This is a genomic window from Kitasatospora sp. NPDC087315, assembly GCF_044744345.1.
Lineage (GTDB): Bacteria > Actinomycetota > Actinomycetes > Streptomycetales > Streptomycetaceae > Kitasatospora.
The window spans coordinates 183,461-197,060 of record NZ_JBIUYD010000011.1 but is presented as its reverse complement, the minus strand read 5'-3'; the positions used below and the strand labels follow the sequence as shown (position 1 = coordinate 197,060).

Annotated in this window: 16 protein-coding genes and 2 pseudogenes; 7 read left to right on the top strand and 11 right to left on the bottom strand. The window is 69.2% G+C overall.

The window, feature by feature from the left end:
* Positions 1–64: 64 nt before the first annotated feature.
* The 5 genes and pseudogenes from ACIO5D_RS18170 to ACIO5D_RS18150 all read right to left on the bottom strand — a co-directional run.
* On the bottom strand, positions 65–367 hold the full coding sequence (locus tag ACIO5D_RS18170; protein ID WP_400796254.1) for a hypothetical protein: 303 nt from the start codon (positions 365–367) through the stop codon (positions 65–67).
* Entirely contained in the window at positions 364–573 is a 210-nt protein-coding gene (locus ACIO5D_RS18165) for a hypothetical protein (protein WP_400796251.1), read from the bottom strand. Before ACIO5D_RS18165 ends, ACIO5D_RS18170 begins: the two co-directional genes overlap by 4 nt.
* 97 nt (positions 574–670) lie before the next feature.
* A complete protein-coding gene (locus tag ACIO5D_RS18160; RefSeq protein WP_400796249.1) occupies positions 671–1,894 on the bottom strand; it encodes a helix-turn-helix domain-containing protein in 1,224 nt (407 codons plus the stop codon).
* A gap of 80 nt (positions 1,895–1,974) precedes the next feature.
* Complete coding sequence (locus tag ACIO5D_RS18155; RefSeq protein WP_400796382.1) at positions 1,975–2,358, bottom strand: hypothetical protein; 384 nt, start codon at positions 2,356–2,358, stop codon at positions 1,975–1,977.
* Between the two features lie 300 nt (positions 2,359–2,658).
* A pseudogene (locus tag ACIO5D_RS18150) lies at positions 2,659–2,871 on the bottom strand (helix-turn-helix domain-containing protein); the annotation flags it as partial.
* 413 nt (positions 2,872–3,284) lie between these two features.
* On the opposite strand from ACIO5D_RS18150, the gene ACIO5D_RS18145 reads away from it, so the two are divergent.
* Positions 3,285–3,593: a hypothetical protein gene (locus ACIO5D_RS18145; protein WP_363607032.1), complete on the top strand. Its 309-nt coding sequence runs from the start codon at positions 3,285–3,287 to the stop codon at positions 3,591–3,593.
* A gap of 196 nt (positions 3,594–3,789) precedes the next feature.
* On the opposite strand, the gene ACIO5D_RS18140 is transcribed toward ACIO5D_RS18145, so the two are convergent.
* Positions 3,790–3,987: a DUF397 domain-containing protein gene (locus ACIO5D_RS18140; protein ID WP_400796246.1), complete on the bottom strand. Its 198-nt coding sequence runs from the start codon at positions 3,985–3,987 to the stop codon at positions 3,790–3,792.
* 13 nt (positions 3,988–4,000) lie between these two features.
* Positions 4,001–4,852, bottom strand: a complete 852-nt coding sequence (locus ACIO5D_RS18135) for a helix-turn-helix domain-containing protein (RefSeq protein WP_400796244.1) — start codon at positions 4,850–4,852, stop codon at positions 4,001–4,003.
* A 187-nt stretch (positions 4,853–5,039) separates the two neighbouring features.
* On the opposite strand from ACIO5D_RS18135, the gene ACIO5D_RS18130 reads away from it, so the two are divergent.
* A complete protein-coding gene (locus ACIO5D_RS18130) occupies positions 5,040–5,393 on the top strand; it encodes a hypothetical protein (protein WP_400796242.1) in 354 nt (117 codons plus the stop codon).
* Positions 5,394–5,677: 284 nt separating this feature from the next.
* Here ACIO5D_RS18130 and ACIO5D_RS18125 read toward each other — a convergent pair.
* Positions 5,678–6,169 (bottom strand): annotated as a pseudogene (locus ACIO5D_RS18125) (YrhB domain-containing protein); the annotation flags it as partial.
* Positions 6,170–6,577: 408 nt separating this feature from the next.
* Complete coding sequence (locus ACIO5D_RS18120; RefSeq protein WP_400796240.1) at positions 6,578–7,423, bottom strand: PaaX family transcriptional regulator C-terminal domain-containing protein; 846 nt, start codon at positions 7,421–7,423, stop codon at positions 6,578–6,580.
* Between the two features lie 68 nt (positions 7,424–7,491).
* On the opposite strand from ACIO5D_RS18120, the gene ACIO5D_RS18115 reads away from it, so the two are divergent.
* Together ACIO5D_RS18115 and ACIO5D_RS18110 are read left to right on the top strand one after the other, a co-directional pair.
* Positions 7,492–8,511, top strand: coding sequence for an alpha/beta hydrolase family protein (locus ACIO5D_RS18115; protein WP_400796237.1), 1,020 nt, complete (start codon positions 7,492–7,494; stop codon positions 8,509–8,511).
* On the top strand, positions 8,508–8,699 hold the full coding sequence (locus ACIO5D_RS18110; protein WP_400758999.1) for a hypothetical protein: 192 nt from the start codon (positions 8,508–8,510) through the stop codon (positions 8,697–8,699). The genes ACIO5D_RS18115 and ACIO5D_RS18110 overlap by 4 nt, the downstream gene beginning before the upstream one ends.
* 5 nt (positions 8,700–8,704) lie before the next feature.
* Here ACIO5D_RS18110 and ACIO5D_RS18105 read toward each other — a convergent pair whose 3' ends face one another.
* Entirely contained in the window at positions 8,705–9,031 is a 327-nt protein-coding gene (locus ACIO5D_RS18105; protein WP_363607045.1) for an antibiotic biosynthesis monooxygenase, read from the bottom strand.
* 330 nt (positions 9,032–9,361) lie between these two features.
* Here ACIO5D_RS18105 and ACIO5D_RS18100 point away from each other — a divergent pair, with 330 nt between their 5' ends.
* From ACIO5D_RS18100 to ACIO5D_RS18090, 3 genes are all read left to right on the top strand, one after another.
* Positions 9,362–10,204: a helix-turn-helix transcriptional regulator gene (locus ACIO5D_RS18100; RefSeq protein ID WP_363607047.1), complete on the top strand. Its 843-nt coding sequence runs from the start codon at positions 9,362–9,364 to the stop codon at positions 10,202–10,204.
* Between the two features lie 545 nt (positions 10,205–10,749).
* Positions 10,750–11,235, top strand: a complete 486-nt coding sequence (locus ACIO5D_RS18095) for a glycine-rich domain-containing protein (protein WP_400652225.1) — start codon at positions 10,750–10,752, stop codon at positions 11,233–11,235.
* A gap of 63 nt (positions 11,236–11,298) precedes the next feature.
* Positions 11,299–12,180 (top strand): phosphotransferase, encoded by an 882-nt coding sequence (locus tag ACIO5D_RS18090; protein ID WP_400796234.1) that lies wholly within the window; start codon positions 11,299–11,301, stop codon positions 12,178–12,180.
* Between the two features lie 62 nt (positions 12,181–12,242).
* On the opposite strand, the gene ACIO5D_RS18085 is transcribed toward ACIO5D_RS18090, so the two are convergent.
* Positions 12,243–13,529: an MFS transporter gene (locus tag ACIO5D_RS18085; protein WP_400796231.1), complete on the bottom strand. Its 1,287-nt coding sequence runs from the start codon at positions 13,527–13,529 to the stop codon at positions 12,243–12,245.
* Positions 13,530–13,600 lie beyond the last annotated feature (71 nt).

Here is a 13,600-nt window from a genome sequence, read left to right as displayed (position 1 = left end):
GCGCACTCGGCGCATCCGGAATCCGACCTCGGCAGGCGGCCGGCTCCGGCCTTCTTCGGAATGCTCACAGGCTGGGTTCCTCCGCCGGCACCATCAACCACGGTGTCACGGCCACGTGTTCGTAGCTCCGGTGATCCTGGTGAACCTTGAGGTGCCGGTACGCCCAGCGCTGCGCTTCCGCGAAGTCGTCGCAGACCGGCCCCTCCTCCTCGCACGGCTGACCGTCCTCGCACTCCCCCGCGCACCGGAACCGGTGGCGGACAGGAGGCCGGTCCGGCGCGACATCGGCCTGAAGCGTCCACTCCAGGAACCGCCACGGCCCGCGCCCCCGGCGCTCGGCGGGCGGAACCGGCAGGAAGGCACTCACGCCGACCTTCCCACAGTGCAGTTGACACACTCGCAGTGCGCGAGGACAGCAGCCTTGCTCAGCGCCTCGGCAGTGCTGTCGAAGGCGCTGGGACGCCGGGCGTTCAGGTAGTCGTCCAACGGCACCCAGGACTTCGGCGCTATACCGCTCTGCCGCTTGGGAATTGGCCTGACCGGGTTGCCGTGCCGCCGCGTCTCCAATGCCATCAGTACTCCCTCATGCCAAGAGCCCGTAACGTCAGTCGACGCTACGGGCTCTTGGGGAAGGGAACGGCCCCAGAGCGGGGCCCCTCATTAATGATCTTCAGGCAGCCACTCCCACGGCTTCCGCGAGAGCAACCGCCTCCCCCCGAAGGGGGCCTGATGCGGTGCGGGTAAGTTCAACCACGAGTGCCCGTGCTGGCGGGACGTAGCGCACCGCCTCCGGGCTCGTGTCGAATGCGCGCCGGATGTAGTGCAACGCGCCGGCGGGCTCCCGTCGCGCATACTCACTCCGTGCCGCGTCGACGAACAGTCGGCTCCGTCGCTCGGTCGATGGGATGGCTTCTGGCTGCACATCCGTCAGCCGACGGAGCGCCGCCCCTGGCGTCCGCAGCTCGACACCCAGCGTGACCCCGTGCACCGCCACGTTCCCGGCACCAAACATCGTGAACGGGTGTGCGTAGTCGGCTAGTTGTCGAGCAGTGCGGTCGGCCTCATCCCACCATCGCCACGCATCACCCTCGCGACCTTCCTTCGCGCTCGTGACGGCCGCGTGGAGGCAGAGCGAGCCAAACGTACCCCGCAGCAGCGACGGGCCGTTCTCCAGCATCGGACGAAGGGAGTCCGCCGCGTCAGTCACCAGCCGCAGAGCCTCGTCAGCATGCCCGGAGTCGCGCAGCCCGTTCCCGACGATCCACGCAGCTATGGCCAGCATCACCGGCTCGTCAGCCTCCTCTGCAGCCATGCGCGCGCGGTCGACGGTCAGCCAGTACAGCTCCGGCTCCGTCGTGTGCGCGGCGTACTGCTGTGCGAGTGCGTACGTCTCCGCCATTACGCGGTACGCGTGTCGCCGCTCGGTCCCCTCACGCCCCCTCACCAACGCGTGACAAGCCGTGATCAGTTCGGGAAGCAGCGCGCCAACCTCAGTGCGCTGGTGGGGAGATGTATGCCAAACAGCCCACGTCTGACGGACACGTCCGGCCAGTTCCTCCGTGGTCGTGGGCAGGTCGGTCGGACGACGGTAGATGCTCGCGTGAACCGCCTCCCGCAGCGCCGGCACGGAAGCGTGCGAGAGCTTCCCCCACGATCCCACGGGGACAGCGCCCGGCGTTCCGGTGAGCACGCCTACATCGTCAAGGCGAAGCACCTGCGCCAGCCGCACCAACATGGTGACGTTGCTGAGGTTCCGCTCTCCCAGCTCGATCTTCTTCAGCCAGTCCTCAGACCGACCCACGAGGCCAGAGAGGACGGCGCGAGTCAGACCCACCCGTTCGCGGTGGAACCGAATCCGCTCGCCTGTCGTCAGTTCCGCTGGCAGTTCGCTCATGGTTGCTCCCCGACGGTGTCACGTCTAGTCGGAGAGTACGCCCTGCGCGTGCGTTCGGAGAGCCTGGACCGTCCGGTGTGCTATTGCGGACGGCACTCCGAGCACAGTCGGTCCGCGCTCGGGACCGGCCGACGGCACAGGCCGTCGTCGCCCTGGCACTCGGGAGACGCCTGGCGAGGCGCCGGAGCAGCCTCGGACGGTGCCGGCCGGTGGGCGGGCGGGAACGGGGGCACCTTCGTCAGCCGGGCTGCCAGGACGGCGCCGACACTTCGGGTGATCTTCTCCGGGAGCGGGGCGGACAGGATGCCCGTCAGCGCGTCCCGGCTCCAGCCGCCCGCGAGCAGCCCCTCCACCCGGGCGGCCTGATCCGCCAGCGGCTTGCCCGCGAGCGCCATGCGCGGTTCACAACGGCCCAGTTCGAGCAGCAGCTCCATGCCCTCCGTCGGACGCGGCAGGCTCGGCACCCTCGGACTTCCCGGGCTCCCGACGGACAGCTCCGCGTCCGGGCCGACCGGCCGGGACGGAAGGACGGAAGGTCCTTCAACTTCCCTCCGAATCAGATTCCTTACCCTCCCGGAGGGGTTTCCCGCCTTCCCGGCCACCGCTGTTCCGGCTCCGGGGAGACCGGCGGCCGGAGACACGGGAAGCGGCGGCACCGTGTGCACCGCCTTGCCCGTGACCGGGACCTCGTGGACGGACACCGTGGTCCGCACCTGTCCCGTCAGCGGGTCCCGCTCGGTCCGCCGGATGTAGTGGCCGGCCTGCTCAAGCTCACGGAGCGCACGGCTTACGGTCGTTCGGCCCTCGACACTCTTCGCCGCCAGGGTCCGCACGTCCTCCCGGGCCCCGTCGGGAAGGCTGAGAAGGTAACTCAGCAGCCCACGGGCCGCCCAGCTGAGCGAGTGCTTCCGGACGACGTGGCCGTTGTCGAGGATCGTGTACCCGGGCGCATGCTTCGGGATACGATGGATCTGCATAGGGAGCTCTCATCTCCTGGTGCCGAGCCCCGGGGTGTTTGCCCACCGCCGGGGACCATCTTTTGGCACGGATCATCAGATTAATTGCGCCAACAGGTCGGCGTGACACCACCGTTGGCCGCAAGGATCACCGTAGACGCGGCAGACGAACACCAGCGCCGGAACCAGATAATCCCCTCTCCGGATCACCCGAACAGACGGCGCGCGAACAACCCCCCTGGCGCAACACAAAACAGCGCGCCGTCACAGACACCGCAACCGGTCAAACCTTCAGACCGGCCAACTGCACCACCCCGAAGGGCCACAGAGCGGAGCCGCTGCCAGCTGGCCGGTTGCGGGTTCGACTGCTCGAACACCGGCCCCAACTAGCGATCGATACCTGAAGGTTGTGCTCAGCTGGCATGCTGGCGGCCATGGACGAGACGACCATCCCGCTGGATGCTCCCCAGTGGCTGCTCCAGCACATCGACGCCGAACGCGCCGTGGCAGCCGGTTGGGCCCATCCCTCCGAGTTGATCTCCGTGTTCCCTGCGGAGGGCAAGCAGTACAACCACGTGGTGGGCGCGTCACCCACGGACTGGGTGCACTGGGTACGTCTCCCTCGGCAGGGACCGGTACCGAAGAAGCGGCACAACCGGGCATCAACACCCGGGGACGGCGAGACACTCGACACAGTCGAGTACATGAGCCCCCAGCAGCGGAAGCGCCCGCAGGCGGCCTGATACCCGATCCGGGTGAGCAGCCAACGGCCTGGGGTGCCTCGCGGGACCGACAAACATCCTGGCGCAACACAAAACAGCGCCGCTACGACGCCGTCCCGAACGCGATCGTCGAGGAGCTGAGCAGCGAGCTGATCATCTTCTGCCCCGCCACCACACTCGCCTGATCACACCCACAGGTCCGGCAGAAGAGCCCGCATTACCTTGCCAGGTGGTCGAACTCGCCCGCCTTGAAGCCGAGTACGAAGGCCCGGAGGTTGTCAGGGGTGGTGGTGATGACGGTGTCGGGGTCGTCGCTCTCGCGGAGCTTGATGGTGCCGTCGGGGGTCGCGGCGACATAGATGCAGTTCGCCGCGTCGCCGCTGTACGAGGACTTCTGCCAGTTGTGAACGGTCATGGTCGTTCCCCTCTCAGATGCTCTGGCCGATACGGCGGATGAGGTCGCGGGAGGCGTCCGGCTTGAGCGCATCCATCTCCAGCCGATCCATGACAGCCCGATACTTGATCAGCTGTGGCTCGGTGTCGATGAACTCCGACCTGTCCCCGTCGACCTGGACACTGTCCAATCGTGTCACCGCGGCATTGAAGTACACGATGCCGGCGCCGGAGCTGGGATAACTACCGGTGCCGAACGGGATCACCCGCAGGTCGATGTGAGGGTACTCGCTTGTGGTCAGGAGGTGTTCCAGCTGATCACGGGCAACCTCTGGACCGCCGAAGCCCATCCGCAAGGCGGCCTCGTGGACGATGGCCAACAGCGGAATCGGCCGCTCGCCGTAGAGCACTGCCTGTCGCTTGATGCGATGGGAGACGAGGTGTTCCACTTCGGGTGGCGACAGGGGCGGGACCACGTCCCGGAAGAGCGCGCGAGCGTGTTCCGGGGTCTGGAGGAGTCCAGGGATGTGAATCGCGGAGGCGATCCTCAGCGACTGCGCATGGTGTTCGAGTTCGGCCAGGTCGAGGGCTCCGGACGGGAGGATCTCGCGGTACTCCTCCCACCAGCCCCGGGTGCGGCCGCCGGTCATGTGGGTCAGCGCATCGATCAGGGCATCGTCCGAACAGCCGTAGAGGCGTGACAGGGCCCGCACCCGGTCCGCGCTCACCGGGTATCCCCCTGACTCGATGTTGCTGATCCGGGACTGCGTGGCGCCGTGCAACTCCCCGGCGCGCGTGACCGACAGGCCTGCCCGCTCGCGCAGCCGGCGCAACTCCGCGCCGAGTCGCCGCTGCCGGATACTCGGCGGAACCTTGCTGGGCGGCATCCGCTGTTTCCTTCCCTCGCTCGCCATGGCCGGCGCCGTTCACCCTTTGGAGTGGTGGTGCTATGAATTCCCCAAGGAAGGTGGACTGCATGCTACCCACTGGCCACTTTGATCCTGCGTCAGGGCCGGTCGCTGCCCGCAGTAGCGGCGGCGCGGCGCCCAACTCCCTTTCACGTAGGAGACTTCCATGACCGCCGCGCCCTCGCAAAACCCCCGCCCGGCCACCCGCCTGTGGGCGACGCCTGTGCCCTTCGACCAGGAGCTGTGCGGGCTCGTGCTCGACACCGCGCCCCAACTGTTCGCCGTCGTCCAGGTGTACGACGACAGCCGCGAGGGCACCGACGGATGGGTCGTGGCCTGGGGGCTCGCCAACGGCGACGGGCCGACGTACGTGGTCGGCGTCGACGGGCGAACGCGGTTGACCCTCGCGTCGCCCGAACGTGCCGTGCACCTGTTCACCGGGCAGCCGGGCATCACCGCGAGACTGGTGTGGCTCGCGCAACCGGGCACTGCCACCCTGGACCGGACCCAAGCCGCTTGACCCCTCGCCCTGCTGGCGTACCTGTCGGCGCCGGGCCCCGGGGTATTCGCACCGCCAGGGACCATCTTTCGGCACCATTCATCAGACTACGTGCGCCAACAGCTAGGTATGACACCACCATTGGCCGCAAGAATCACCGTAGACGCGGCAGACGAACACCAGCGCCGGAACCAGATAATCCCCTCTCCGGATCACCCGAACAGACGGCGCGCGAACAAACCCCCTGGCGCAACACAAAACAGCGCGCCCCCGAACGAATCCAGGGCCGCGCCACGGTAGGTGGGCTACTGCTGCGGTGGTCCGGCAAGCGTCTCGATGCGCAGCGGCGAGCACACGTCAGGGGTGCGAGTGAGGTCCATCAGTTCCTCCGGAGGGTCTCCTCCATCGAGCATCGCCATGACGTACTCCTTTGCCTCCGACAGTCCAAGGGCCGGGGCGTGCTTACGCAGGTGGCGCATTGCGGTCACGGTTCCGTGAGCCTGCAGAGGTGCCCGGACGGTGGCCATCAAAGGTTCTGGTGGCCTGACGCCCTTGACCTGCCAGAGGTAGAGCTCCTCCCAGTCCTCGACCACGAACGTGACGACGGGGATGTGGTGGATGCTCCCGTCCTGCCGGTCCACCAGGTAGGGGCCATTCCCTATCAGCATGTTCAATGGCTCGCGGCTACGGATGTACTCCACCGACTGCCAGCCGACCAGCCATCCCAGGGCGTGTTCCTCCACGCTGAGGACGACAACTTCCGGCGACTTCCCGTACTTGGCCAGCGCCTCCTGGCGCTTTTCGACAGCAGGGCCTCAACCAGCTTGACGGCACGTTCCTCGGTGACCATGCCACTCATCATTCACCCGGACGCAATTGGGTTTCGGCAATCAGACTGCGGCCCGCCGCAAGACACAACAGGCTGTCGGACTTGCCCGCGCCGCCCAACGGTCACCCAGCGCTACCCCGCCTATCCGGGCCCTGGCCGCCGGGCCAAGTTCGACGAGGCCCACGAGTTTGCCACAACACCGGACGACGAACACGGCGATGACGCGCTCGGCATGGCCTACTGCACCCCGACCTACATCGAGATGCAGCGCGCGAACTGCCTGGCTGAGAACGGCCGCTCCGGAAACACTTCGGGCCCTACCCCGCCAGATGCACCGCGACCTGCGGCGGAAGGCCGCATGCGGGCTGGTTTTGCCTCAGGCCGTGACCGCCTCGACGACGTCGGCGTAGACGTCGAACAGGCGCGGTGCGCCCGGCCGGCGGTCGGCCAGCAGCAGCGCCCAGCAGCGGGCGACGAGGGCACGGGCCGCAGTGCCCGGCCAGGGCTGCGGCAGGAGTTCGGGGGGCAGGAGCGGGTCCGGTTCCAGGGCCTCGGTGAACGCGGCGGCGAGTTCGATGGCGATGGTGAGCTGCTCGGTGTCGGACGGGTGGGCGGCCAGCCTGGCGAGCCGGTCGGCGGCCAGGGCGCCGAGCCGCTCGTGTCCCTCGGCGAGTTCCGCCAGCGGCCACCACCGCCGGGCGAGCGCGCGCGGGTCGTCGGCGTCACCGGTGTGCAGGTCCCGGCTGGTGAGGAGGGTGAGGTTGCCGAGGACGCCAAGGGCGGCGGCCTCGGCCCTGAGCGGCTCCTCCCAGGCGTGCGGCGACACGTACAGCCCGTTCTGGACCGGGGCGCCGCCCAGCCCGGTGATCGCCTCGCGCAGTGCGTCCCGGGCGGGGCGGGCGTGTTCGGGGACGGCGAAGCCGGCCAGGTGCCAGATCCCGTCCCAGGGGGCCTCGCCGCGGTCCTGCGCGTACATCAGCGCGATGTATCCGGCGGTCGGCTCGATCGTGCGCCGGGTTTCGACGGTGGCCCGCAGGACGGCCCGCCGCCCGCGCCCCTCCTGGACGAACCGTCCGTCGGCGGCGAGCCGGTTGATCGTCAGGCGGACCTGCTGATCGGTCATGCCGAGCAGGCCCGCGACGGCGTACAGCTCACCGCAGTCCACGGTCCCGTCCGCGCGGACCATCGCCTCCACCAGCACCCGGGTCGGAATCTCCAGCATGGTCATCATCATAGTACGATCGAATCGAATACGGTCGTTCAGAGATTGATAGATTGGTGGCCGGCAGGATGCGCAGACGCTGGTGGCTCTGGGGTTCGCTGCTGACCGTGGTGGTCCTGCTGCTCGGCGCGGGCGGCTGGGTCGTGTACCAGAACGAGTACGACCTGAAGGAGGAGCGGGTCACGATCACCGGCGGCAGGCAGCCACTGAACGGCGTCCTCGCCCGCCCGACCGGCGGCCACGGCCCGGTCGGCCTGGTCGTCTTCGTGCACGGCGACGGTGCGCAGAACGCCACCCACGACACCTTCTACCGACCGATGTGGGAGGCGATGGCCAAGGCCGGCTACGCCTCGCTGTCCTGGGACAAGCCCGGCGTCAACGGCGCCCCCGGCAACTGGCTGGACCAGAGCATGCAGGACCGGGCCGACGAGACCGTCGCGGCCATCGGCTGGGCCAAGACCCAGCCCGGCATCGACCCCACCAGGATCGGCCTCTGGGGCGCCAGCCAGGCCGGCTGGGTGATGCCCAAGGCCGCGCGGCAGTCCGCCGACGTCAAGTTCGTCATCGCCGTCGCACCCGCCGTCAACTGGCTTCAGCAAGGCCGCTACAACCTGCTCGCCGAGCTCAAGAAGCGACACGCCACCCCGGCCGAGACCGAGGCGGCGATCGCCAGGAGCGACCGGACCCTCGACGCGCTGCGAACCGGCCGGACCTTCGAGCAGTACCAGGCCGCCGGCGGCGACGTCACCGGCCTCACCCCCGACCGGTGGGAGTTCAACCGCCGCAACCACACCTCGGACGTCACCGAGGACCTCTCCGCGGTCCGGGTACCGGTCCTCCTGATCCTCGGCGGGCGCGACGTCAACGTCGACAGCGACGACGCCGAGGCCCACTACCGCCGGATCCTCACCACCCCCGGCCAGCTCCAGGTCAAGCGCCACCCCGACGCGACCCACAACATCGTCCCCGAGGCGATCGAGGACTCGGAGCTCAGAAGCACCTTCCTCGCGATCGCCGCACCGCGCTCGCTCTTCAGCCCGGGTTACCTCGACGAACAGCGGCACTTCGTGGCCGCGATCGGCCGGTGAAAGGACAGCCGGAGGTGAAGGGCGGCGGACCGGACACGATGGGCCGGGCCGCCGCCCTCAACCCGCGAACGCCGATCGATCCCGAACTCACCCGCACCAGCGACGCCCGGCACCTCACCCCGGCCACCGCACAGCCGAAGGGGCCGCCCGGCCTACCGCCGGACAGCCCCTCGACAAGATCTTCATGAGCCGGCTAGGCGCTCTTGGGCCCAGCCTGCTGGACGACATCGAAGGACCAGACGGTAGAGCCGGAGGCTGCGGGCTTGGGCCGCTCGCCCCCCTCCCCGGTGCCCTGGTGCGCCGCCTTCATCGGGCCCTCCATCCAGGCCTGGAACGACTCCTCGTCGCGCCACCGCGTGTAGACGAGGTAGTTGTCAGTGCCTTCAACCGGGCGGAGGAGCTCGAACCACTCGAAGCCGTCGGAGCTCTCCACCGCACCGGCCCGCGAGGCGAACCGCTTCTCCAGCACCTCGCGCTGCTCGGCGGGGACGGCCAGTACATTGATCTTGACTACGCTCATGGCCCTATCCTGCCTCAAAGGTCAACGCCAGGTGCGGACCCGGCGGTCCCGACACCTCAGAGGTGCATCAACGAATCTGTCGCGGACGCAGCAGCTCGAACCACTCGAAACCATCGCCCGCGGTGCTCCCGGCGTCGCCTCCGCAACGAGGACGGCCCGCCGGTGGTGACCGTCGACCTGTGAGCTCCCCGGTTGTGGCGCCCTCTGCCCCGTCTGGCCCTTCACCGGGCCGGGCGGGGACTTTCGGTTGTGCCGGGAGAATATGCGGGACGCTACCCGGCACTTCGCCACTCCGCACCGCGAGTTCGGCGCTGAGGTACCGTCCGGCATGTGAGCACCGACTTCCAGCAAGCCAGAATCGCCCTCGGTCTGCGGCTCCGCGAGCTGCGTGCCGAGGGCGATCTCACAGGTCGGCAACTGGCCGAGCGTCTGGACTGGACGCAGTCCAAGGTCAGCAAGCTGGAGACCGGTCGGCAGACGGCCACCCACGACGACCTCAAGGCCTGGGCCGAGGGCGTCGGACAACCCCACGTGGCAGCCGAGTTGGCTGCCAGGCTGCGAGCCTTCGAGTCAGGGTCCCGCTCCTGGCGGCGGCAGTTGGCCGCCGGGCACAAGCCGGTGCAGGACACGCTGACCGCCGAGAACGACCGTTCGGCTGTCCTGCGCGCGTGGCAAAGTTCCATGATCGTCGGCATGCTCCAGACACCCGACTACGCCCGGCACATCTTCAGCGCGTACGTCGACCTCCACCAGTCGCCGCGCGATGTCGAGGACGCCGTACGGGCCCGGGTCCGACGGCAGGAGAGCTTGTACCAGCCGGGCAAGCAGTACCGCATCATCATGTGGGAGTCCGCGCTGCGCGCTCTGGTCTGCCCACCGGCCGTGATGGTCGCGCAACTTGACCGGCTCAGCGGCGTGATCGGGCTGGACACCGTCTCCCTGGGCATTGTGCCGTTCGAAGCTTCGCTCAAGTTGCCTCCTGCCAACGGATTTTGGATTCATGACGAACGGCTCGTCATTGTCGAGGACTGGCACGCAGAGCTGTGGTTGGACCAACAGGACAACGTGGCGCTGTACCTGCGGGTGTGGGAGACGTTGGCCGGCGCAGCCGTCTACGGCGCGGATGCCCACAAGGTCATTACCCGGTGCCGTAGGGCACTCGGAGCCTGCTGAGAATCCTCACGCGCCTCGACCGTGAGCACTGGAATATTCGAGAATCACGCGCCCCGTCAGCAATTCTCGTGCGCTTAACGTGCTGACCGATGACGTCGATCGGCGCGGGAGTTGAGCCATGACCACCAATTCACAGCAGTGGGCGGCTGGTCCGTACCCCGGAAGGGTCAGCACTGCCGACCGGAAGCAGAGCCGGAAGGCGGTCGGTCATGTCGCTTCGTGAGATCGGGCTGAGGCAGCCCGCCCCGGACGCCGACGTGTGCCCAACGTGCCTGCGGCTGGACGACATGGCGCAGGAAGCCCTTCAGGACCCGGAAGGGTGCAATCACTCGGCGCTGACGGACGTACGGGTACTGCGCCGACGCCATGCCGAGTCGGGGAAGTGCCTGAACCCGGACGGTGCCGAATGAGTGACATTCGGGACCGCCCACAGGTTCCCGCCTGCGGCGAACCGCCCCGACGGGCGAGCCGGCCGCATGAGTCGGGTTGTGAAAACCCCACCCGCACAAGCGGGTTGGTCCAGAACCAGAGCTAGGAGAGTCCGCGTGACTTCGATCAGCACGGAACGGATCACCGGTCGGTCCCTGGTGGACCCGGCGTTGTTCGGGCGCCTGGTCGCCCGGATCGTCGAAGACGAGGAGATGGACCAGGCGCTCGCCGAGCGCGTCATGGAGCAGGCCCTGGCCTTTCTCGGGGCCTGCGCGGCCAACCCGGACGCCGGGCTGTCCCCCTCGGGCCTGGTGGACATCGGATGGCACACGTTCATCCTCCACACCCTCGACTACACCGAGTTCTGCCGGTCGGTGGCCGGGCGGTTCCTCCACCACGCGCCGACCGACGGCCCCGACGACTCGGCCAAGGGCATGGGCATCGCTGCCACCGCAGCCATCATCGAGGCCAGCGGGTACGCCGTGGATACCGAGCTGTGGACCATGCCCGCCGACTGCTCCGAGGGCAGCGGCGGCGACGGCAGCGACACCAGCGGGAGCGGCAACTGCTCGCAGTGTCACCGCGGTTGCCACAGCAGCTAGGAACTGATCACCTGGCCCGCTCCGGCCCGGAGCGGGGCGGGCCCGACCCCGAAGGACCCGACGATGGGTTACACCTGGAACGACCTGCCGGACGAGTTGCGCGCGAGCATCGAAGGGCAGACCGGCACGGTGACTTGCGCCGTACCGCCAACAGCCGGAACCGTGTCCGACTTCGCCGCCACACTGGAGACGACCGGCGGGCAGGTGTTCTGCAAGGCCGTCCGGGACGACAACCCCCTGGCATGGATGCACCGGCGTGAGTCGGTCGTGAACACCGCCCTCCCCCCAGGCATCGCCCCCCGCATGCTGTGGAAGGTCGAGGCCGGCGGATGGCTGGCCCTCGGATTCGAGTGCGTTCCCGGCAGGCACGCAGACCTCTCACCGGGGTCGGCCGACCTGCCGATGGTCGCCCGGACGCTGGAAACGCTCGCCGAGACGCTGACCCCGGCCTCTCCCCTGCGGACGTTCAGCCTGGCCAAGAGGTGGTCCGATCAGGACTTCTGGCACAAGCTCGGCGGCCGGCACCGCGACCGGCTCGACCCGTGGACCATGGAACGGCTGGAGAGGCTGATCCTGGCCGAACGGGAAGCACCCGGTCTGGTCGACGGCAGGACCCTGGTGCACACCGACCTGACCGGCCCCAACCTCCTGGTGGACGGCGACTCCGTACACGTCGTCGACTGGGCGTTCCCCGCCCCCGGCGCCGCCTGGGTCGACACGGCGTACATGGTCATCCGGCTGATCGAGGCCGGACACACGCCCGAGGAAGCCGAGCAATGGGCCGACGGCGTGCCCATGTGGCATGAGGCCTCCCCCTGGGCCGTGACCGCCTTCGGCACGATCCTCACCGGAATGCGGACCCTGCGCGCCGTCGAGACCCCCGGCCGGCAGTGGGACGCGCTGAGCGGCCACGGGCTTGCCTGGCTGCGCCACCGGCTCAGGTAGCCACCCCGGACCGGCCCCGAGGTCTTCCGGCAAGCAGTCTGCTACTGCGCCCCGGCGGCCCGTCAGGCGCGGCTCGGCGCCGGCGCCGGCTCCGGCTCGGAGAGATCCGCTGCCGCGCGGCGAGGAAGCAGCAGCGGAGTCGCCAGCAGGAGCACGCCGGCCAGGCCGATGGCCGTACGAAGGCCGAGCAGGGCGCCCAGCACGCCCCAGAGGACCGTCAGGAGCGCGGTCGAGGCCTTGGCCGTCACCGCCCAGGCGGACAGCGTGCGGGCGACCCGGTCGGTCGCGGTGCGCTGGAGACGGTAGGTGGCGTGGACGGGGTTGAAGACCCCGCAGCAGAAGATGAGCCCGAGCTCGACGCCCATCACCAGCAGCAGCCCTCCGGTGCCCGGCCCGATGAAGGCCAGGCCGACGGGCCAGATCGCGCGCAGCGTCCCGACCACGACCAGGACCTGGTGCTGCCCGAACCGGGTGACGAGCCGCCGGGCCAGCCGTGAGCCGAGCAGCCCGCCGATCGAGGGCGCGGCGAAGGCCAGGCCGTACTGCCACGGTGCGAAGCCGAGTCGGTCGAGCATCAGGACGGCCAGCAGCGGCTGGGTGGCCATCACCAGGCCGTTGAACAGGGCGGTGTTGAAGAACAGCGGGCGCAGCGTCGCGTCGGCGAGGATGTACCGCCAGCCGTCGAGCAGGTCCCCGGCCCGCATGCGCGCGGCCTCCCGGCGCTCGGGCCGGGGCTCGTGCCCGCCCATCGCGCGGATGCCCAGGGCCGAGAGCAGGTAGCTGGCCGCGTCGGCCACCACCGTCGCCACCGGACCGAGGAGCCCGATCGCGGCGCCGCCCAGTGGTGGTCCGATGATCGTGGTCGTCCAGGCCGTGGACTCGAATCGGGCGTTGGCGACGAGCAGGTCCTCGGCCGGCAGCAGCGTCTTCAGGTAAGCGCCGGAGGCGGCGCGGAAGGCGATGTCGGCCGCCGCGACGACGACCGAGACCAGCAGGAGCTGAAGGAAGGTGAGCGCGCCGAGCGCGAACGCGGCGGGGATCGTCAGCAGCGCCGCGAACCGCACCAGGTCCATCGCGATCAGCACCGGCCGTTTGCGGCGGAACTCCACCCACGGGCCGAGCGGCACCGCCACGGCCGCGCCCGCCGCGGCCCCCACGGAGGAGAGCGCGGCGACCTCGGCCGGTCCGGCGTGCAGCACCTGGATGGCGATCAGCGGGAACGCGCCGAAGGCGAGCCACGTGCCGAGCGCGCTGGTCCCGTACGCTCCCCAGAGCCACCCGAACCGCCGCCCCAGCCGGTGTCCGAGCAGATGTCCCCACAGATGTCCCAACCGGTGCCCGCTCCTCATGCCTGCCGCCCTCTCGCCACTCACCCGCACAACCGATCCGCGATCGGAAGCATCAAAGCGAGCACCACACC